Below are 21,126 nucleotides of genomic sequence, written 5' to 3' on the forward strand. Positions count from 1 at the left end.
GGAGTGGTAGATTTGAAGTTAAAACATACTATTATCGGTGCGTTGGGGTTGCTGCTGATTGTTGGTGGACTTGCCGGGTGCGGTAAGCAGCAAAGTGCCAACGTAACAAAAGATTATCCAAACGGAAGTATTACGATTCCAGCTAAAAACGGGTCAATTTGTGGGCCCCCAATTACATTGCCTATGAGAAGGGCTTTTTCAAAAAGAATGGGCTTAAGGCAAATTTAGTGGCCAAACCCACCAATATTTCAGATCTTGAAGCCGGGTTTGTCAGTGGTAAGTACGATGCGCTTAACGGTGACTTTCAGTATTTACCGGCAATTCAAAATGGGGCTCAGATCCAGGCGGCCGGCGGCATTCATCAAGGTTGTATCCAAGTGCTGGTTCCAAGAAATTCAAAAATTAAATCGGTCAAAGATCTAAAAGGTAAAACGATTGCGACACCCGGCCAAGGATCGACACCGCAATTTGTAGCCTCGATTGCGCTTCAACATGCCGGCATTGATCCTAAAAATGGGGTAACGTGGAAAACTTATGATTATGATCTGCTTGCCAAGGCTGCTCAAAAGGGCCAGGTGGATGCGATTGGCAATGTTGACCCATATGCTTATCAGGCCATTAAGGAAGACCATTTCCGAGTTATTGTAGATAATAATAACCATTCTGGGAACAGTGGGATGGCTAAAATGGGAATGAAAAAAGATGGTTCCTGCTGTTACCTGTATTTGGCTGATAAATTAACCAAACAGAGCCCTAAGAAAGCAAAGGCAATTATTAAGTCTTATCAAGAGGCAGCTGAATGGATTAATATGCATCCTCAACAAACGGCCTCAATTCTGCTGAAGAAAAAATATGTTTCAGCCAGCAAATTTGTCAATCGAAAAAACGTCGCCAACTTGGTTGCCAGCTATCATTTTGGCCTGAAGAAAGCCAAGGGCAAGACAGATGTTGCTTACTATGCGGATCAATTAAAACAGGCAGGCTTTTTGAAGTCAGATACAAATGTGAAACAGCTTGTTAACAAAGCTTACTATGATGGTTAGACACTGATGGAGGTGACCGGTGTGAGAGTAACAGTATCAAAAGCGAAACGGTTTGTCGAAAAAATTTACGATGGTTATGGTTTTTCCCGGAAAGACAGTGCGCTGATCGCGACAACTTTGGTAGATGCCGATCTACGTGGAATCACGTCACACGGGGTTCAGCGGCTTTCAATGTATGATCGAAAAATTCGAGCAAAGTATATTATTCCCTATAATAAATGGACAGTGCTTAATCAAACAAAAACCAGTGTTTTGGTGGATGCCAATCAGACAATGGGTCAGCTTGTCTCGGTGTTCACAATGGACCATATCATCAGTAAAGCTCAGCGTCATGGGATTGCAGTAGGCGTGGTTCGGGACTCCAATCACTTTGGGGCTGCCGGTTACTACGTGCGAATGGCTGCTAAAAAAGGTTGATCGGCATTGCATCTACGAACACGAATCCGCTGTTGGTACCGCCGCGTGCCGGGCAACCGTTTCTGGGCAGCAATCCGCTTGCGTTTGCATTTCCGACGAAAACCGGGGCATTTGTATTTGATGCTGCGACATCAACCGTTTCACTCGGTAAAATTGAAGTATTGTTAAAGCGTAATCGTCAGGTCCCCGGTCAATGGGCTATTAATGGTGACCGTGAACAATTGAATGATCCGCAGACGATTTTGGATGAGCTTTCACGAAGCCATCGGATCGGCGGCATTTTACCGCTTGGGGGACTTAACGAAGCGAATTCAAATTATAAAGGGTTTGGCAACGCGCTCATTGTTGAATGTCTAACGTCAATTTTAGCTCAGGGTTCGCTTTCGGCGGATCTTGGTAATAAAAACCATGATATCAGTCACTTCTTTTTGGCCCTTGATCCGGCATTGTTTGGTAATTTGGATAAACTGGAATCATCTTTGTCACAGATGCTGGCAAGGATTCGCCGGCTGGCCCATTTACCGGAAGAATCGATTAGAATCCCGGGCGACAGGGAAATTCAAAATTATGAAAAGAATCGGACCGCTGGTATTGCGGTGGCTGAAAAAACATTGAATGAAATTAATGAAATCGCAGATCGGCTGGGGGTTTCCAAATTAACACCTTCGAATAAAGTCAGGGAGTGATCGGATTTGACTGAAGAAAAATTTGATACATTGCGAATTCATGGTGGCTATGATCCCGCCCAGCATCATGATTCGGCAACAGTTCCAATTTATCAAAACGTTGCTTTTTCGTTGGGCTCGGCAGAAAGAGGCGAAGCAGTTGCTCAGGGAACGGTTCCGGACGCATATATGTATTCCAGGTTGGTAATCCAACTGTTGGTGTACTTGAGAAGCGACTGGCTGCTTTGGACGGTGGCACAGAGGCGGTGGCCGTTGGCTCCGGAATGGCGGCGATTACCTACACTATTTTAAATGTAGCGGAAGGCGGCGGCCGGATTATCGCGCCGTATGATATTTATGGTGCAGCTTGGATGAGTTCGAGACACTTTTTCCAAAATATGGCATTCATTTTGACCTGGTTACGGACATTAATGACTTTGATGAAGTTAAGAGCTTGATTAAGGTTGATACCAAAGCGATCTACGTGGAAAGTGTAGCGAACCCAACAACGGCGATTGCCGATATTGAGACGTTGGCAAGAATCGCCCATGCTGCCGGTATTCCATTAATCGTCGACAACACGTTTTCCACGTCTTATCTGTTTAAACCAATTCAATTCGGCGCAGACCTGGTTGTTTATTCATCAACCAAGGGAATTAACGGACACGGAAATGTGGTTTCCGGCGTTATCGTTGATGGCGGCAGGTTTGACTGGAACAGTAGTCGTTTTCCACAGTTTTTAGAAAATGAATTTATTTTAAAAAGTGAAACTCATCCTGATAATTACAGCTACGCAGCTGTTTATGGCAGACAGGCCTTTATCAAACGAATTCGGATGAAGTATTTGCGATTAATGGGAGCTGTTTTGGGACCATTTGACGCTTATTTGGAATTGATCGGGCTGGAAACTATTTCAGAGCGGTTAAATAAAGAGGTTGCAACCAGCTTAAAAATTGCCCGCTATCTGCAAACCAATCCACATGTTAAAGCGGTTTATTATACCGGGTTGCCGGATTCCCCCCAGTATCCATTGGCCAAGAAGTATTTTCCAAAGGGGATTGGGACGGTTCTGTCGTTTGAGCTGGCTGGGACTGCCGAGCAAACAAAGCGGGTAATTGATGCGGTTAGGCTGTTCCTATACCTGCCCAACGTCGGCGACAGTCGTTCATTAATTGTTAATCCAATTAAGATTACCCATCGTGAAGTCCCGGAAGAGCGTCGGGCAGCCAGTCATATTACTGATCAGTTACTCCGATTATCAATCGGTTTGGAAGACAGCGACGACCTGATCCATGATTTGGACCAGGCAATTGCGTCAGCATTTAAATGAGGTGAAACATTTGATAAGTGATCCAAAGACAGACATTTTACCGGAAATTATCAACCTAAGACATCAATTCCACCGCCATCCGGAATTATCCAATCATGAATTTGAAACGACCAAACAGATTGCTGCTATTTTGGCTAATTGGGGAATCCCAGTCGTCCCAACCGATTTGGACACCGGGTTATTGGCAGAAATCAAGGGCCAACAACCGGGACCAACCATTGCCCTACGTGCCGATATTGACGCATTACCGGTTCAGGAGCAGACGGACCTGTCTTTTAAATCGGAAAACCCGGGCGTGATGCATGCATGCGGCCATGATCTGCACTTCTCAAGTTTACTGGGTGCTGCGTACGTCCTTAACGCACGAAAAGAAACGTTGAAAGGAACGGTCAGGTTGTTGTTTCAGCCCGCTGAAGAAGCTGGTCACGGCGGTGATCAGGTACTTGCCAAACACGTGTTGGATGGTGTCCAGGCAATTGTTGGCTTTCACAATAACCCTAACCTGCCCGTTGGCCAAATTGCGCTTCAAAAAGGGCCGTTGATGGCCGGCTGCTACCGGTTTTTAGTCACTATTCACGGTGCCGGTTCCCATGGTGCCCGCCCGGAAAAGGGAAAGGACCCAATTGTGGCTCAGGCCGCAATTATTTCCCAGCTGCAAACAATTGTCAGCCGTTCAAGCAACCCGTTTGATGCCGTCGTTGTCAGTGTGACAAAGGTTCGAGCTGGTAAAACCTGGAATGTTTTGCCCGGGGCGGCGACTTTTGAAGGAACGGTCAGAACGTTTTCAGATGATAATACTGCATTAGTGAAAAAGCGATTTTACGAAATCGTTCAAAATACGGCGGCAGCTTTTGGGCAAACGGCTGAGATTGATTGGAGTGTCGGTGCTTATCCGATTCAAAACGATGCAACGATTACAACAATTGTCAAAAATGGGTTAACGGCGCCAATTGTTAAGCCGGAACTGACCATGACCGGTGAAGACTTCGCGACTTTTGAAGCCCAAATTCCAGGAACGTTTGCCTTTATCGGTTCTAACGGTCAAGCCAATGCGGCCGATCTACATGACCCGCATTTTGTTGGTGAAGACGGGACAATTCCACCGGCAATTGATTATTTTGTTCAAAGTGCGCAAAGCCTGCTGGACTATTTCAATTCAAAGTGAGGCGGTTGGATGATTGATATTTCACCTTTAATAAAGCCTGGTTTAGGGAACATCACACCATCACTGATTCGACAAATTAATAATCGATTTGGGAAAATTCCCGGCATTGTGAATTTGACAATCGGTGAGCCTGATTTTAAAACGCCCGATCACATCAAATTGGCAGCTGTTCAAAGTATTCTTAACAACCGAACTCACTATGCGCCCAATCGCGGGACCGCAGATCTTTTAAAGGCAATCAGTGTTTATCTGGCTAGTCGGTTCGGCCTGGATTACAATCCGGACACGCAGATTATTGTAACTAACGGTGCCAGTGAGGCAATCAGTACCGTTTTTAACGGGATTATCGATACTGGGGATGTTGTCCTGATTGGGTCACCGGCATTCAGCCTATACCATACGTTAACCATACTAAATGGTGGGGTCCCGGTTGAAATGGACGTGTCTAAAACAGGTTTTAAATTGACCCCCAAAATGCTAACCGGGTTTCTTAATAAATACCGTGATAAAGTTAAATTAGTGATCTTAAACTATCCCAATAACCCAACTGGAATTACTTATACGCCTAATGAAGTTCGCGAACTTGCCAATGTCTTGCGCAACTACCAGGTTGGCGTATTAAGTGACGAAGTATACAGCGAACTGGCTTATTTTGACGAGCATGTTTCGATTGCGAGCTATCTTCCCGAGCAAACACTTTTGGTTAATAGCGTTTCTAAATCTTATGCCATGACAGGCTGGCGGATTGGTTATTTGTGCGGCTCACCAGCGGTCATCAAAGAGTTGGCAAAGGTTCACCAGGCTAATGTGGCGACTGTTGGCACGCCTAATATGGATGCTGCAACAGAAGCTTTCTCTTTGGTGATCGGGATGTTAAGAAGATGCGGACTGTTTATCTTCGCAAGCGTGATTATTTGTGTCAGTCGCTTAAGCAGATCGGTTACCGGTTTGTACCGCCTAAGGGCGCGTTTTATGTGTATGTCCAGGTTCCCGATTCGTTTCATGGAACGGCGATGGCCTATGCTGAACAGTTGGCACAAAAAGCCTTAGTTGCAGTAATTCCTGGCGAAGCGTTTGAAGCCGGTCATTCAAAGTATTTCAGAATTAGTTACGCCACCAGTATGGCGAATCTAAGACTGGCAGTTCAACGGTTGTCAGCGTATGTTAGAAATCAACCAGAAGAGGAAGTTGTTAAACCATGACGAAGATTTTAGCTTACCATGTCCGAGATGATGAACAGGCGTTTATTGACGAGTGGGCCTCTCAACACCAGGTTCAAGTCGATAGTGTTTCCGCTGAATTACATGATGATACGGTTGATTTGGCAAACGGATATGACGGGGTCGATTACAAACAGCGAAGTGTTTTAAGTACGCGACCGGATTTATATCGAAAACTTCACGGTTTCGGTATTAAACAGTTGGCTGCCCGCTCGGCCGGAATTGACTCGGTGAATTTGACCTGGGCAAAGCAAAATGGTTTGAAAGTTACAAACGTGCCCTCCTACTCGCCACCGGCCGTGGCAGAATTGGTATTAACACAGGCAATGCAACTGATTCGCCATATTCCCCAATTCAATGAACGTCTCAATCATAATGATTATATTGTTAATGGCCTGCGTTCGCGGGAATTATCGGAATTAACAGTTGGCATTATTGGTGTTGGTCGAATTGGCGGCACGGTTGCTAAAATCTTTCATGCGTTGGGAGCCACGGTGCTTGGAAACGATATAACAGCACCAAGAGCGGATTTGAAGGGCATTCTCACCTATACGTCCAAGGAAGAGCTCTTTAGTAGGGCTGATATTGTAACGGTTCACGTTTACTATGCCAAACAAAATTATCATTTAATCGGCGAAAAGCAGTTTGACTTGATGAAAACATCGGCGTTTTTCATTAATGATTCCAGAGGTCCGGTTGTTAATACCAATGCTTTATTAGCTGCTTTGCATCAACATCAATTAGCAGGTGCCGCGCTTGATGTGGTTGAACACGAAACCAATATTTTTAATTTGAAGTTTGAGGAAAAAACACCGGAACCGCTATATAACGCTTTAAAAGCACTCCCGAATGTTTTACTGACGCCACATATTGGGTTTTTTACCGATATTGCCGTGAAAAATATGGTGAAACAATCACTTGATGATACACTTGCCCTCATTGAGGGACGCCGCAGCGACCACGAAATTGCATTCTAAAATAAAAAGGTGGTAGAAAAATGGTTTTGATTAGGAAAATGAAAGTGAGCGATTATGCTTCAGCTTACGCGCTTTGGGAGTCGGTTCCTGGCATGAACCTGGCTTCCCTTGATAATTCAGAACAAGGGATTGCCAAGGTGGTCAACCAAAATCCGGATCTCTGCTTTGTGGCTATTGACGGTGAAACGGTTGTTGGAACAGCTTTAGGTGGAACCGACGGGCGAAAAGGATATCTTTATCACGTAGCAGTCGCCAAGGCATATCAGGGACGGCATCTGGCTACGAAACTAATCAGGAAGGTGACGGCTGGATTTAAAAAACAGGGGATTGCTAAAATTGGTTTATTTGTGGTTATTGGCAATGAAACCGGTAAGAATTTTTGGAAGCATCAAGGTTTTAAAGAACGGCCGGATATTGAATATTTAGATTTGGATTTGTAAATGAGTTCCAGACATTCGCAATGATGGGCCTGTTTAAAATTAAATAGCCAGGTAGATTGGAATAGGCTACATAATACGCGGTATAGCTTGGCTTTTAATGAATATTTGTTCATAAAGTTGAACTAAAAAACTTTCTTGACATTTTTATGATAAAACTGTTAGTATCTCTTTAATAGATTAATGTGTTGATGAGAAGAGTAAGGTAATTACTTTCAGATCAGGGACTGTCGGTAAGTGAGAAGGCGGCTGAAGGTTTACCCGAAGATGAGCTCGGAGCAGGCTATCAAGAGTGCAAGCTCAAGATACGTGGGAATCACGATATCATTCCGGGCATTATGATGTGCCTTAAGGTATTAGTGGTAACACTGGTATAAATTCGGGTGGTAACGCGGCTAAAATAAAGGGTCGCCCCTTTGCAGGTATAATTTGCAAAGGGGCGGCCCTTTTGTGATATCATAGAATGCCGTTATTAGATGCGGGGCCAGCCACTGATTTATTAATCTGAGAATTAAAATTTATTATAACGAGGAGGGAATATTAATGTGGCATATTATTCAAACATCAACGCCTCAATTGCTGGAAGCGGGCTTTAAATATACGATTCCAATCGCAATTGTTTCGTTTATTATCGGCCTGATAATTGCACTTTTTACGGCACTAATCCGGCTTTCTGCCAAACGAGGCGCGTTTTTGGTACTAAAAGCAATTTTTCGATTTTATGTTTGGCTTTTTCGAAGTACGCCATTGCTGGTTCAATTATTCATAGTTTATTTTGGGTTACCTTACTTAAAGATAAAGGGGATTTTTCCAAATGGGATACAGCTTAATCCGGTAGTTGCCGGTATTATCACGTTTTCCTTAAATACTGGTGCGTATTGTTCGGAAACCATTCGAGCATCGATTTTGTCGATTCCAGAAGGTCAATGGGAAGCTGCTTACTCAATTGGCATGACTAAATCAGTTGTATTAAGAAGGATTATTTTACCACAGGCTATTCGGATTTCTTTACCGCCGCTGGCAAACAGCTTTATCAGTTTGGTGAAGGATACGTCTTTAGCTGCTTCGATTACGATTGTTGAAATGTTTGAAGTTAGCCAACAAATTGCGGCACAAAATTATCAACCATTGATCATGTATAGTTTAGTGGCGGTTTACTACGCAGTCTTTTGTACAGTATTAACCTGGCTGCAGGGCTATTTGGAAAAGGTCACATCACGTTATGTTACGACGACCAGATAAGGAGAGGTGTTTGAAATGTTAAAACTCGAAAACGTAACGAAAACTTTCGGAAACCACAAAGCATTAAAGGACGTCTCAACGACTTTTCCGGAAAACAAAACAACGGTAATTGTCGGACCTTCTGGATCAGGTAAATCAACGCTTTTGCGTTCATTAAACTTTCTTGAGAGACCGGAATCGGGACACTATTATTTTGATGACTTGGATATTGACTTGTCTAAGCCGGTTTCCAGTCAGACAATTTTAAATATTCGTCGGCATACTGAAATGGTATTTCAGGGATATAATCTGTTTCCACACTTATCGGTTATTAAAAACGTTATGGAGGGACCAGTGCAGGTGCTGCATCAAGCCAAGTCAAAGGCCCATGACCAGGCAGCATTGTTGTTGGCAAAGGTCGGTTTGGCAGAAAAAGCAGATGTTTATCCAGCGCAGTTGTCTGGTGGCCAGGCACAACGGGTCGCCATTGCCCGATCTTTGGCAATGCATCCCGAGTATATCTTTCTTGATGAGCCGACCAGTGCGTTGGATCCCGAACTTGAATTGGAAGTATTGAAGGTTTTACTGCAAATTGCCAAGGAAAAGCAGTCAATGATAATCGTGACGCATAATTTGGCCTTTGCCAGACAGGTTGCTGATAAAATAATCTTTGTAGAGGACGGTCAAATTTTATTTGACGGTTCCGAACATGATTTTTTTGCGACTGATAACAAGCGAATCTTAGACTTTATTTCCGCAATGACATTTTCAGATTTGGAGGATGATTAATGATGAGGATTGGCAGTAGTATTAAACGAATTGCAATTACATTAGGCTTGGTTGTGACGGGATTAGTGTTAACAGCCTGCAGTTCAAACAGTTCGTCAAGCAAGAGCGGTTATCAAGCCGATTTAAAACAGAGTAAGCAGTTGACCATTGGCTTGGAAGGAACGTATGCGCCATACTCCTACAGAAAGGACGGCAAACTTACCGGCTTTGAAGTTGATTTGGGTAAAGCAGTTGCTAAAAAGATGAAATTAAAGGCTAATTTCGTACCGACCAAATGGGATAGCTTGATCGCGGGACTCGGCAGTGACAAGTACGATGTTGTTTTAAACAATATTGCTGAAACGCCGGAGCGGAAAAAGTCATATATTTTCTCAACTCCGTATATTTACTCAAGATATGCGTTGATTTCAAAAGCAGGCGACAAATCAATTCAGAAACTTTCGGATGTTAAAGGTAAGAAGCTTGCTGAAGGAACCGGTACCAATAACGAGGCCCAGGCTAAAAAGCTGGGTGCCAAGACGGTGCCGTCCGGAGACTTCACGACAACATTGGCTCTAATTCGTCAGGGAAGAGTTCAGGGCACCATCAACGCCCGTGAAGCTTGGTTTGCTTATGCTAAAACGAATTCCACCAAAGGATTGGCCTACCATAAGGTTTCCGATTCCCAAGCTGAGCCGGTTAAGATCTCAGCTATGTTCAATCAGAAAGATACCAAGTTGAAAGCTAAATTTAACCAAGTGCTGCAACAACTACGAAAAGACGGCACACTGACGAAATTGTCACAAAAGTATTTCGGTGCTGACATCACTGAAAAATAATTTTTAAATTTTGTGTTGACAATTAGAGTTTAGTGCGTTAAATTAAAGTCACATTAAAATTTCGATTGAAGAATGCAATGAAGAGGAGAGTAGTTTCGGCAAGTCATTTCAGGGAGTCCTGGTAAGTGAGAAGGGATAATGATTACCGAAACGAAAGTAGCCTTTGAGCAGTAAATGCGAAGTAATGAGTATTTACGGCGCGCACGCCTTAAAGTGCCGGTGTATCGCTGAGTAAAATTGGCCGTACATGACGAGGTAATTTGTGTAAGCAGATTATAAATTAAGGTGGTACCGTGCTTAAAGCGCCCTTGATCTTTACTATAAAAAGATCAGGGGCGCTTTTTTAATCGAAATTATTAATGAGTGATTGAAACCGTTAGTCAAACAATTTAAAAATTAATGGAGGATGATGTTTATGAAATTTGCAATGATTGGTGCCGGTGCGATGGGACTTCGATATGGTATTTTACTTCAAGAGGCCGGTAATGACGTAACGTTTATTGATACTTGGCAGCCACACATTGACAAGATTCGGGAACAAGGTGGCGTATATGTAATGCGGGATCATAAAGATCGCCACTTAACCAAGATTAAATTGGAAACGCCGGAAAGCTACCAAGGCGATCCCGATATGTTTATTTTCTTTGTCAAACAGATGCAACTGGATGACTACCTCAAGCGATGCGCCCACCTCTTTAACGACCGCCAATATGCCTTTACCTGTATGAACGGTATGGGCCATATTGAAAAACTGCAGAAGTACTTTGCCGATGACAAAATTATCGGTGGGACAGCCTTAATTGCAACGGTCTTGCCGGGACCCGGGGAAGTTGATTTTATGGGTAAACGCGGTGCCGGTAAGATGAATATGTGTCCGTTAAACGAAAAGCCGGATGAAATGACCCACAAGCTCTTCAACGAGTTAAAAAAGGCTCAGATGAATCCGACTTTAACCCATGATTTCACCGGTACATTGATGACTAAAGTTATCTTTAATTCGGTTATCAATACGCTTTGCACAATGTTTGAAATCCCGATGGGTGAACTTGGTAACTTTAAAGGTTTCTATTCAATGGGCCGTCAGTTGATTGATGAGGCTTACGATATTTGTGCACGGGCCGGCATTCATTTGGTATCAACTCGCGATGAAGAAATGACGGCGCTTGATCGAAACGTTAGAATTGATATGCCATTGCACTATCCATCCATGTACCAGGATATGATCAAGGATCGGCCAACGGAAGTTGATTATATTAATGGTTATATTGCCGAATTAGGGCGGAAATACCATTATGAAGCTGCCACTCATCTATTTGTTACCCAAGCCGTTCATTTGGCTGAATACCATCGTCAAAATGAAGCAAAAAAACGGGCTGCCGCAAAGCAAGCCGAGCTTCAAAAACAAACAGCTTAACGATCAGTCGGCATAGAAGCCAAGTAGGTGAACTTGATATTTTGCGGCTATTTCACGAAGTGTCGCGAATAAACCCTCCTGTTGATCGCGAGTACCCGAAATTTCGATGTAAAACGCGTATTCACCCAGTTGGTTCTTAGTCGGCAGTGACATTAGCGTAATTAAGTTAAGATTGACTTTGGCAAAATAGCCTAAAATATCATAAAGCGTTCCCGGTTTATCATTCGATGCCGGTGTGATGAAGAGCGGGGCCTTAAAATGAGTTGTTTTTAAGTTGACCTTGGAAAGTTCGCTTAGTTTGGCGGGCTTGGCTTTAAAGATAATAAAGCGGGTGCTGTTATCATCCTGGTCGGCAACGTTGGCCAGCATAAGTTTGGCAGTTTGGGCCGCCATTTGAGACTGTGGGATGATGGCAGCATCGTCGGGTTCGCCAGCTAAAAACTGCCTTAAGGAAATCATATTTGATGACGTTGTGATGATTTGGGCATTGGGCAACTTGGCCAGCAGCTTTTGGCATTGGCCTTCGGTTTTAAACTGAACATAGAGCCGTTTAATTTTATTTAAATGATCAACGTTTGCGACTAATCCAAAGTTTACCGGAATAGTAATTTCGCCGATTTCCGTAACATCGGCTGTTTGCAGGCGTTGTAGTGTTGCGGACACATAACCGTCAAGCTGGTTCTCCAGCGGCAATAAACCGATATTTTCGCCGGTAACGGCTTGATAAACCTGATCAAAAGTGGGGTGATAGTCAAAAATAACGTTTGAATATGGCTGGGTTTTTAAATAGGCTTTCGCGGCCGCATCAGCGAAAGTCCCTTCAGGACCAAGAACTGAAAATCGCATCAATTTATCTCCTCTATTTGTAATAATTTGACAACTACTTAATTTGCCCCTTCTAATAATTATCTCATAAATTGATTGAAGTTTACTGAAAACAAGTCAAAAAATCTTCTTGGATTGTGTCATCCGTCATGTCGCGTGATGACACAACCGGAAGATTTTTGTTTCGGAGATCTTAAGATTAGCCGAAATAGGTTTGACATCCTAAAAAAGTTGTTATAATAAGTCAATATTAATTCTAATGTATTTTAAGAGGTTTTGAATTTGCTCATAAAAAGATCAGTTGTTAAACCATTATTAATTCCATTAACAGCGGTGACTGCCGGTAGTTTTTTAGTTAGTTACCGGTTGTTTAAGTACGCATTTGAAAGAGTCGACCATGTGCCGCCGACCTCCAAAGAGAAACAAAAGTACGCTGATGATTACTATGATTACGTGGCTTGGATGAAACAGACTGCTTCACAAACTTGGACACTAAATGCCAATTCACCTGAAAATAAAGTAGTCGCCAGCTATATTCCGGCAACTCGGCCTACCAAAAAAACGGTTATTATCGCGCATGGTTATAAAGGTAACCGGGAAACAATGGCTAACTACGTTAAGATGTTTCATGAAATGGGCTTTAACGCCCTGGTTCCCGATGACCGCGGCCATGGTGAGAGTTCCGGTAACTACATTAATTTCGGCTGGTTGGATCGATTGGATTATCTGCAATGGATCAACCGGGTAATCGATCATGTCGGCAAAGACAGTGATATTTTATTGTTTGGTGTTAGTATGGGTGGCGCCACGGTTGAAATGATTTCCGGAGAGACCCTGCCGCCACAGGTAAAGGCTTTAATCGCTGATTGTGGTTATGCCAGTATCCGAGAGGAATTAACCTATCTCTTAAAGCAGCAGTTCCATTTACCCGAGTACCCGGTTGAACCACTGGTAAGCGGCATTAACCGGCATGTCCTGGGCTTTTCATTGGACGATGTTTCTTCAACGAAGCAACTGGCCAAAAATAACCGGCCAATTTTATTTATTCACGGTGGTCGGGATACTTACGTCCCTGTAAAAATGGCATATGAAAATTACCGAGCCACCAAGTCCCCAAAGCAGCTTTGGATTGTTAAAAATGCGACACATGCGGAAAGTTTTTGGTATAATCCGACAGCTTATCGGAAACGGGTGACGGCTTTTCTTGAAACGTACTTTAAGTAATTGGCGACTACCAATGGCTTTAGTAATTTAAACGCAGCCAAATAAAATGCATTGGAAACTATTCCGATAATCCTAAAAATTGGAGAAAAGGAAATGTTTTCCAATGCGTTTTATTTTGATCCCATCGTCACTTTTTGCGACGGCGGGTTACTTTAAAATTGACAAAGGCGTAAATTCCTTGAGCAATGATAGCTAAGACCAGCAATGTCATTCTCGAGGTATTAAATTGACTGTATCGAAGAACGGCGATGCCGACAAGCATGAGAAATAGATAAAAACTGAGATCGGTATAAAATTTCTTGTTAAAGGAGAACGATAAAACCGGCAGCTTCAAATTAGCACCCCAAGTCAATTAAACGCCTATTTCGATAACTCGTCAATAAGTCTATATGCGATTATGATGATTTCACAGTTATATATTTTGGGAGGATTATTCACCAAGCTGCTTAAAGAGATGATTTATTAATCTTTAAAATAAATTGCTTAAAGCCTTTAACGCGCTGAAGAAGACAGCAACTGAATACGATAGGATATCGTTGAATGACATTGTGACCACCTCCAAGTTATGCTACGTGATAATTTTTAACTGTATATTACACCGAAAATTGGACTAAAAGAAGTCACTTCCAAAGATTTTTGAGAGTAATTGAAAATAAAAAAAGTTTTTTTACTCTAAACACTTTACTTACTAAAAGTAACTGTTATAATGATTCTATACCTAATATGTGGTTAACGAATATGATCATTAAAGGAGCTTAATTTACAATGAAAGAACAATTACTGGATCTTGCCAAGAAACGCCGCTCAATTTATGCTTTGGGACGTAATGTCAGCCAAACACCTGATGAAATTGCCAACTTGATTAAAGAAAATATCAAGTGGGCACCAACACCATTTAATAACCAAACAACCCGTGCGGTCATTTTATTTGGCGAACATCACGAAAAGCTTTGGGACATTGTTGCCAAACGCTTGAAGTCTGAAGTGCCGACTGAAGAAGCCTATCAGAAGACTTTGAATAAGATTAACGGTTTTAAAGCTGCTTTTGGAACGGTTCTCTTCTATACGGATACAGATGTTGTTCACCGTTTTGAAAATGATTTTGCTTTATATGCTGATAATTTTGCTGATTGGTCGGAACAAGCTCAGGGGAACGCCCAATTTGCTGTATGGACATCATTGGCTGAAAATGGTATTGGTGCCAATCTGCAGCATTATAACCCACTGATCGACGACCAGGTAAAAGAAGCCTTTGGTATTCCGGATGGCTGGAATCTGCGTGCCCAATTGGACTTTGGTTCTATTGAAGCACCTGCCGGCGAAAAGGAATTTATGAATGACGAAGACCGTTTTAAAGTTCTGAAGTAATTAAACTGTTAAAAAGTTAAATATATCCTTCAAAAAAGATCGTTTCTGTGATATCAGAGACGATCTTTTTCGTTTAAATTGGGATTCGCTTGATTTTACTCGACGCCGTTAATAATATATTTCGGCTTATTTCCTTGATCCATGGCAACGGTATTTTGTGCAACAATTTCAGCCATGGCATCCCGGGCCTCAACGGTTGCATTGCCGATATGTGGTGTCAAGACAACATTTTTGAGTGACTTAAAGCCGTCAGCCACGTGGGGTTCTTTTTCGTAAACGTCCAAGGCTGCGCCGGCAATTTCATGATTAATCAGCGCATCGTATAATGCGGCTTCATCGATAACGGGCCCCGGGCAGCGTTAATCAGCATAGCGCTGGATTTCATTTGCTTAAACTGCTCGGCACCGATCATATGGTGGGTTTCAGGGGTTGCCGGCAAGTGTAGGGTAATGACATCAGCATTTTTAATGATTTCGTCAGTGGTGGTAAAAGTTGCCCCAAGGGCTTTTTCAGTTTCGGCAGCCAATTGATGGCGTTGCGTGTAGAGAATTTCCATGTCAAAAGCATGCATCCGTTTGGCAACAGCTTGACCGATCTGGCCCATCCCGATAATCCCAAGCTTTTTATGAGCAAGTTCATGGCCCAGAAAGAAGAGTGGTGCCCAGCCGCTGAAGCCTTCGTGACGCATCAGCGTGTCGCCTTCCATCATTCTATGAGCCAAAGCGATCATTAAGCCACAGGTGACTTCAGCAGTAGAGATTGTCGAAACTTTTGGTGTATTGGTAACCGGAATGCCCTTTGATTTGGCATAGTCGATATCAATATTGTTAAAACCGGCACCGTAATTGGCAATTAATTTTAAATTGGGAGCGGCATTAATGACATCCGAATCAACCTGAGTTGAAAGCGGCGTGATTAAGAAATCTTTATCAGCGACCCGTTTACTAAGTTCATCTTTGGTAATCAGCGCCTCACTGTCATCATACATGTCGATATCCAAACCGGCATCCTTTAAAATATTTAATGCATGTTCCGGAATTCTTCCAGCAATCAATACCTTTGACATATGCTCACGTCCTTATATAAATTTATCGTACACTATCATTATAGAAGTAATTAGCTTAAAATAAAATCGCTTCCCAAACTAAACTGGCATTTTATTTTGTTCAAAGTGACCAAACGAGGTTGACATTTTGGTGAATTCTTATTAGGATAAGAGTCAATAAATTACAAAACGCTATGAGAAAGTTGAGTAACGTGGTCAAAGTCGAAAGCGAGCTTCGTTTGGTGAGAGGAAGCCGATAAGAGCATGTGAAAATCCCTTTTGAGCGATGTACCGAATTTGTTAAAGTAACGTGCATTGGTGACACCCATTAACGTGTTAGCGTATCGCTTCATCGAGGAAGTCGTACGTGAAGAGGCAGAACCAGCAATGATTCTGCAAAATAAGGTGGTACAGTGCCGTAAGCGCCCTTAGTTCAGTGTGATGCTGAATTAAGGGCGCTTTTTTGCGTTGCGTAATTTATTTAAATTGAAAGAGGAAGTGGTTATCTTGAAATCTCAGATTAGCATTGGTCAGATTAGGCTGCAGTCAAAAATTGTATTAATAAGGGAGTCTAGTGGATATGAAAGATTTACAAGATTTAAATCCAAAACCGTTAACTAAGAAAGAATATTTTGTTGTGAGTTCAATGCTGTTTGGCTTGTTTTTTGGAGCGGGAAACTTAATTTTTCCAATTCATTTAGGTCAATTAGCGGGTTCCCACTGGGTGTTGGCAACAGTTGGTTTTTTAGTGACAGCGGTATTATTACCGCTTTTGTCAGTACTGGCTGTTAGTGTTACCCGTTCAGAAGGCGTTTACGATATCGGCGTGCCGCTTGGTTCGATCTTTGCGCTTATTTTTATGGTGATGATTCATTTAACGATTGGGCCACTTTTTGGAACCCCTCGTACTGCAACGGTACCCTTTACAGTCGGTGTTCAGCCATGTTGCCGGCTTCATGGGCCCACGTTGGGTTGTTTGTTTTTTCAGTTCTTTTTCTTTGGAGCTGCTTTTCTGGTTTCATACCATCAATCTAATGTGATGAATTCAGTAGGTAAACTCTTAAATCCATTATTTCTTTTGCTATTATTTTCAGTATTCTTAATGGGATTTGTTCACCCAATGGGAGCTGCCTCACATCAAAGTGCAACAGCCGCATACCAGCACGCCGGATTCTTCAATGGATTTCTTCAAGGCTATAACACAATGGACGCACTTGCCGGTTTAGCTTTTGGGGTTACGGTTGTAACGGCTGTCCGTCAATTGGGTAAGACACGTCCAAGTAGTAATGCGAAAGTAACGGCAAAGGCAGGGTTATTTGCGACATCCATGATTGGTTTTATCTACGTTGTTTTAATTTGGTTAGGTGCCACAACCTTGGCTAATTATAAAGTATCCGTAGATGGTGGCGTTGCCTTTAATCAATTGGTTACTTATTACCTTGGCGGAGTTGGCCATGCACTTTTGGCAACGTTGATCACTGTTACTTGCTTGACAACCGCTGTTGGATTGGTTGCTGCCTTTGCACAAGATTTTCACAAACATTTTCCAAAGGTCAGCTACCACACTTGGCTTGCATTGACATGTTTTGCATCATTTTTTACCGCTAACTTTGGACTTGATCAAATCATTCTATGGTCAACGCCAATGCTGATGTTTCTTTATCCTTTTGCAATGGTCTTGATTTTACTGTCGGTTTTCTCACCGTTATTCAATCGGGACCCGTTGGTTTACGCGTTTGTTGTCGGCTTTACCACGGTACCGGCGTTACTGGATATGGTGGCTGCTTTTCCGCCGGTTGTCAGCCAAAGTTCATTTGGTCAAGCCTTGGGTGCCTTCCAGCATAGTGTGCTACCATTCGCAAACCTGGGGATGGATTGGGTTGCCCCGGCACTTGTTGGTATGGTTCTCGGTTTAGGTTTGCACTTCTTACGCCCGGTTTTCGCAAGAAGTGGCGAGGCCTCTTCAGAACATGTCTCAAAATAAAGTATAAACTTCTTTTAGTAGTTTACAACGTCATAAATTGATGGAAAAATAAGGGAAACTGACATGAGTAGACAATAATTTTAAAAGAGATTCCGTAAAAGCTTGCTTATAGGCTTTCACGGAATCTCTTTCTTCTTAAAATGGTATGCTGATTTTATTTCGAACGATTAATAGTCATAATTTGCCCAATCTATATTAACCCGTTATTACTGCATTTGGGTAAAGGCACCATCTTCAAATAGATCTTGAACAAACCCGGGGACGGTGTCAGTTCGGTTCCAGTCCCGTTGGAATTCACAGATTAATTGGGGAATCGTAATCAGATGGGCGCCGGCTTGTTCAACTCGGCGTAGCGCGGTTTCGTGGGCGATTGTTGATGTGCCGCCAACGGCATCGATTACCGGGTAGACTTCATAGCCTTCCGCGATTGCATCGATGGTTGGAAAGGTCAAGCAGGCTTCAGTCCAAAGTCCCAGCATAATAATTTTCTTTCGATGGGTTGCTTTAATGGCATCATTATAATCTTTATCTTCCCAAGCATTAATGGATGTTCGGTCGTATGAAGGGACATCGTTGCCGATGGTTTTCTTTAGCTTGGGGATGGTATCCTGATTTCGGCCACTTTGTACATTAACGGTTGAGAGGATGATTGGGACATGATATTGGTTGGCAATTTTCGCAACCAAGGTGACATGTTTAACCAAGTCGGCATGCTTCATTGAACCAATTGAATTAATTTGGGTTGGTTGATAATCAATAAAAGTAAAAACGGAATTTTCTGGTGAAAGCAGGCGGTCATTGGCACCGCGGTTCGGTAAACTTGTCATAGTAAAAATACCTCCTTTGTAAACAAATAGGCATAAAATGAATCCGGTTACATAATACACCAGGAAATGATCGGCAACCAATATTTACACTTTGAATATAATCGTTTAAATATGTTTGGGAAACTTTGGCTTTAGTTACTTGCAAGGTAAAACCAGAATGACTAGCATAGAAGCTGAGTATAAAATTGTAATTAAGTGGTGGCGATATTAATAGTGAAAAAAGAAATTGACAATTTTTTTCTAACAATTTTAACGGTTTTGATAACAGTGATTGCGTTAAGCACATTGGCAAGAGCCGCTTCGGTAAACAGTTACATTTCTGCGCATCACTATTCACCAGCGACCATTACCAAGCAAATTTGGAAAGGGTTTCCACGTTACAGGTATCGTCATGGTAAGGGTAAGCCTGAAGGCGTCGTGATTCATGAAACAGGTAATCCCAGTTCAACGATTTTTGATGAAATTGCTTATATGAAGAAGAATTACCGGAACGCCTTTGTTCATTCGTTTGTGGACAGCAATCATATTATTAACATTGCCAATACGGATTATCTTTGCTGGGGTGTTGGATATCCCGGCAATGCCAGGTTTCTTCAATTTGAGCAGACTGAAATGCATAGTAAAAAGAGCTTTGCCCATGAGGTTGAAAATGCGGCGTATTATACAGCCTATTTGTTGAAATCATATCATTTAAAACCGAATGACGCCGTTTATGATGGAAAAGGAACGGTTTGGTCACATGGCGCCGTTGCCAAGTATTTAGGCGGTTCCGATCATACGGACCCGGTTGGTTATTATAAACGTGCAGGTCGAAAGTATTTTCATAAAGCCTATACCATGAATCAATTTTATAAATTAGTTTTGACAAATTACGATGACATGTAAGGTAATCGGCACCATTATTGTTTTTTAAATTATCCATGATAAGCCTTGGAATGCCTAAAAAATTAGCTGAGTTTATAATCCTTACCGCCTAACATTTTGACTGAGTATAGTGCTTTCACTAGCCTCCGTAAAGAACCAATTTGGTATGCTGAAATTGCTTCGTGTCAAGTAGACAGTTAAATGATTAAAATTGTTATGCAATTTTCTTAACGGCATGATCTCGATATACAACCGAGGTCATGTCGTTAAGTGCTTCCTGTTGTCGTTCATCATTGCCCCCATTTTTTGGTGTTCCTGTTTGAACAGTTGGTGTTTTTCGATTCATGAAAAGATCCCTTTTTTCCAAATTATGGCATGTCAAGTGGAGGCCAATTGGAGATTTATTTAAGGCCCCTGAGACGCCAATTTAAAATTGAGTTGCCATGTGGATCTGAAGAGATAAAGCGGGTCTTAGGAGCCCAATTTTACTAGCGGGCAAATTAATTCAAAAAGGATTTTCTTCATGACCTAAATTAGTTAGGCTATTTGAGTTTATTATCGATAACGTCAAGCCGATCCAGGTATACTTTGGCTGTCTCCTTTTACTTAAATAGATAATTCTAAATAAGATAATGAAGCCTTAATTAATAGACTACTTTCACCTTGAAGTAAATTTAAATGTTTAAAGGATTCAACAATTGTTCTTATTTGAAATCTGTTATTGTCAGTTGGCTCGGATAAGTAAAGCAAAACAGCTTTAAAAAAGGATTGGAGTGAGAGCTCGAAAAAGTCATTTGGGTGAAATCTCATCTCTAATAATTGATGCATGAATTTCTTGGCTAACTTTAAATCCTTTCTATCCCATGCAATAAGTAAAAGCTGGCACAAAAATTTAAAATAATCGGCTATATTTTGTTTAAATCCATTGTATTTTTTGAAGCCCTTGATAGCTCTTTGCAATAGGGCCAGGCGTTGTTTGCAAGGGAAAAAGTAGATTGTTTTGGAAAATAAGAGGAGATCGTCATAGGTCCATGATTCACTGTCAAGCAAATAACTAATTGATTTTTCAATAACGGGTTTTGGTGGTATTTGTGCATGTGATTGATAAAAAGTAATGGAAAGCTTGAAGTTAGTTGCATTATTTAAAGAGACTGATTTACCTTTTGAAAAATGGGTAAGCGGTTTGGAAACATCAATGTTTTCACTTAAAAAAGCAAATTCTTCAAAGCTAATATTTAAACGGCTAAGTAATAAAAGAAACTTAACCATACTAATATCAATCGTCCCATTTACAAAACGATAGTATTCGGACTCTGAAATAATGCCTGCAGTCAGTTCTTTCACGTGAATCCCTTGTCTTTTTCGTAATGTTGAAAATGTATGGCCAATAAGTTGCCTCATGAAATCACACTCCAAAACTCTCATTTATGCGAGAAAAGATTCTGTCACTGTTAAAAAAGTATTTTAATCGTTTTAAGAAAAAAAATAAACCC

The 21,126-nt window shown here is 41.9% G+C and carries 18 protein-coding genes, 5 pseudogenes and 2 other annotated features; of the genes and pseudogenes, 17 read left to right on the plus strand and 6 right to left on the minus strand.

The window, feature by feature from the left end; all coding sequences use genetic code 11:
- Positions 1-12: 12 nt before the first annotated feature.
- From JCM14108_RS05235 to JCM14108_RS05285, 13 genes and pseudogenes are all read left to right on the plus strand, one after another.
- Positions 13-1,043: pseudogene (locus JCM14108_RS05235) on the plus strand (ABC transporter substrate-binding protein).
- Between the two features lie 6 nt (positions 1,044-1,049).
- A pseudogene (locus tag JCM14108_RS05240) lies at positions 1,050-2,146 on the plus strand (Ldh family oxidoreductase).
- 6 nt (positions 2,147-2,152) lie between these two features.
- On the plus strand, positions 2,153-2,437 hold the full coding sequence (locus JCM14108_RS15130) for a hypothetical protein (RefSeq protein ID WP_237745722.1): 285 nt from the start codon (positions 2,153-2,155) through the stop codon (positions 2,435-2,437).
- A pseudogene (locus JCM14108_RS05245) lies at positions 2,371-3,455 on the plus strand (aminotransferase class I/II-fold pyridoxal phosphate-dependent enzyme). Before JCM14108_RS15130 ends, JCM14108_RS05245 begins: the two are co-directional and overlap by 67 nt.
- Positions 3,418-4,620, plus strand: coding sequence for an amidohydrolase (locus tag JCM14108_RS05250; protein WP_081759852.1), 1,203 nt, complete (start codon positions 3,418-3,420; stop codon positions 4,618-4,620). Before JCM14108_RS05245 ends, JCM14108_RS05250 begins: the two are co-directional and overlap by 38 nt.
- A 9-nt stretch (positions 4,621-4,629) precedes the next feature.
- Positions 4,630-5,394: pseudogene (locus JCM14108_RS15800) on the plus strand (aminotransferase class I/II-fold pyridoxal phosphate-dependent enzyme); the annotation flags it as partial.
- A gap of 107 nt (positions 5,395-5,501) precedes the next feature.
- Positions 5,502-5,822 carry an aminotransferase class I/II-fold pyridoxal phosphate-dependent enzyme gene (locus JCM14108_RS15805; protein WP_272944514.1) on the plus strand — a complete coding sequence of 107 codons (321 nt, stop codon included), beginning with the start codon at positions 5,502-5,504 and terminating at the stop codon, positions 5,820-5,822.
- Positions 5,819-6,817: a D-2-hydroxyacid dehydrogenase gene (locus JCM14108_RS05260; protein ID WP_035178967.1), complete on the plus strand. Its 999-nt coding sequence runs from the start codon at positions 5,819-5,821 to the stop codon at positions 6,815-6,817. Before JCM14108_RS15805 ends, JCM14108_RS05260 begins: the two co-directional genes overlap by 4 nt.
- A 20-nt stretch (positions 6,818-6,837) precedes the next feature.
- Positions 6,838-7,257 (plus strand): GNAT family N-acetyltransferase, encoded by a 420-nt coding sequence (locus JCM14108_RS05265; RefSeq protein ID WP_035178968.1) that lies wholly within the window; start codon positions 6,838-6,840, stop codon positions 7,255-7,257.
- A gap of 540 nt (positions 7,258-7,797) precedes the next feature.
- Positions 7,798-8,496, plus strand: a complete 699-nt coding sequence (locus tag JCM14108_RS05270) for an amino acid ABC transporter permease (protein ID WP_035178969.1) — start codon at positions 7,798-7,800, stop codon at positions 8,494-8,496.
- 15 nt (positions 8,497-8,511) lie between these two features.
- Positions 8,512-9,264 (plus strand): amino acid ABC transporter ATP-binding protein, encoded by a 753-nt coding sequence (locus JCM14108_RS05275; protein ID WP_035178970.1) that lies wholly within the window; start codon positions 8,512-8,514, stop codon positions 9,262-9,264.
- A gap of 2 nt (positions 9,265-9,266) precedes the next feature.
- Positions 9,267-10,082, plus strand: coding sequence for a transporter substrate-binding domain-containing protein (locus JCM14108_RS05280; protein ID WP_035178989.1), 816 nt, complete (start codon positions 9,267-9,269; stop codon positions 10,080-10,082).
- A gap of 68 nt (positions 10,083-10,150) precedes the next feature.
- Positions 10,151-10,395 (plus strand) — a binding site (T-box leader).
- Positions 10,396-10,497: 102 nt separating this feature from the next.
- Entirely contained in the window at positions 10,498-11,496 is a 999-nt protein-coding gene (locus JCM14108_RS05285) for a ketopantoate reductase family protein (protein WP_035178971.1), read from the plus strand.
- A 3-nt stretch (positions 11,497-11,499) separates the two neighbouring features.
- Here the strand turns inward: JCM14108_RS05285 and JCM14108_RS05290 are convergent, their stop codons facing one another.
- Positions 11,500-12,342, minus strand: a complete 843-nt coding sequence (locus JCM14108_RS05290) for a prephenate dehydratase (RefSeq protein WP_035178973.1) — start codon at positions 12,340-12,342, stop codon at positions 11,500-11,502.
- Positions 12,343-12,609: 267 nt separating this feature from the next.
- Here JCM14108_RS05290 and JCM14108_RS05295 point away from each other — a divergent pair, with 267 nt between their 5' ends.
- Positions 12,610-13,545 (plus strand): alpha/beta hydrolase, encoded by a 936-nt coding sequence (locus tag JCM14108_RS05295; protein WP_035178990.1) that lies wholly within the window; start codon positions 12,610-12,612, stop codon positions 13,543-13,545.
- A 127-nt stretch (positions 13,546-13,672) separates the two neighbouring features.
- Here the strand turns inward: JCM14108_RS05295 and JCM14108_RS05300 are convergent, their stop codons facing one another.
- The gene (locus JCM14108_RS05300) at positions 13,673-13,897 is read right to left on the minus strand and encodes a hypothetical protein (protein WP_152536911.1); all 225 of its coding nucleotides are present in this window, start codon (positions 13,895-13,897) and stop codon (positions 13,673-13,675) included.
- A 413-nt stretch (positions 13,898-14,310) separates the two neighbouring features.
- Here JCM14108_RS05300 and JCM14108_RS05305 point away from each other — a divergent pair, with 413 nt between their 5' ends.
- Positions 14,311-14,913: a nitroreductase family protein gene (locus JCM14108_RS05305; RefSeq protein ID WP_035178975.1), complete on the plus strand. Its 603-nt coding sequence runs from the start codon at positions 14,311-14,313 to the stop codon at positions 14,911-14,913.
- 95 nt (positions 14,914-15,008) lie between these two features.
- Here the strand turns inward: JCM14108_RS05305 and JCM14108_RS05310 are convergent.
- A pseudogene (locus tag JCM14108_RS05310) lies at positions 15,009-15,979 on the minus strand (2-hydroxyacid dehydrogenase family protein).
- Between the two features lie 164 nt (positions 15,980-16,143).
- Positions 16,144-16,391: a binding site (T-box leader), on the plus strand.
- Positions 16,392-16,538: 147 nt separating this feature from the next.
- On the opposite strand from JCM14108_RS05310, the gene brnQ reads away from it, so the two are divergent.
- Entirely contained in the window at positions 16,539-17,942 is a 1,404-nt protein-coding gene (brnQ, locus tag JCM14108_RS05315) for a branched-chain amino acid transport system II carrier protein (protein WP_035178976.1), read from the plus strand.
- A 206-nt stretch (positions 17,943-18,148) separates the two neighbouring features.
- Here brnQ and JCM14108_RS05320 read toward each other — a convergent pair whose 3' ends face one another.
- Positions 18,149-18,769, minus strand: coding sequence for an isochorismatase family protein (locus tag JCM14108_RS05320; protein ID WP_035178979.1), 621 nt, complete (start codon positions 18,767-18,769; stop codon positions 18,149-18,151).
- A gap of 213 nt (positions 18,770-18,982) precedes the next feature.
- Here JCM14108_RS05320 and JCM14108_RS05325 point away from each other — a divergent pair, with 213 nt between their 5' ends.
- Positions 18,983-19,654, plus strand: coding sequence for a peptidoglycan recognition protein family protein (locus JCM14108_RS05325; protein WP_235807090.1), 672 nt, complete (start codon positions 18,983-18,985; stop codon positions 19,652-19,654).
- Positions 19,655-19,847: 193 nt separating this feature from the next.
- On the opposite strand, the gene JCM14108_RS15810 is transcribed toward JCM14108_RS05325, so the two are convergent.
- Entirely contained in the window at positions 19,848-19,979 is a 132-nt protein-coding gene (locus JCM14108_RS15810; RefSeq protein ID WP_268872151.1) for a hypothetical protein, read from the minus strand.
- 260 nt (positions 19,980-20,239) lie between these two features.
- Entirely contained in the window at positions 20,240-21,034 is a 795-nt protein-coding gene (locus JCM14108_RS05330; protein ID WP_035178981.1) for an Rgg family transcriptional regulator, read from the minus strand.
- Between the last annotated feature and the right edge of the window lie 92 nt (positions 21,035-21,126).

It is taken from the genome of Lentilactobacillus farraginis DSM 18382 = JCM 14108 (assembly GCF_000583655.1).
GTDB classification, from domain to species: domain Bacteria; phylum Bacillota; class Bacilli; order Lactobacillales; family Lactobacillaceae; genus Lentilactobacillus; species Lentilactobacillus farraginis.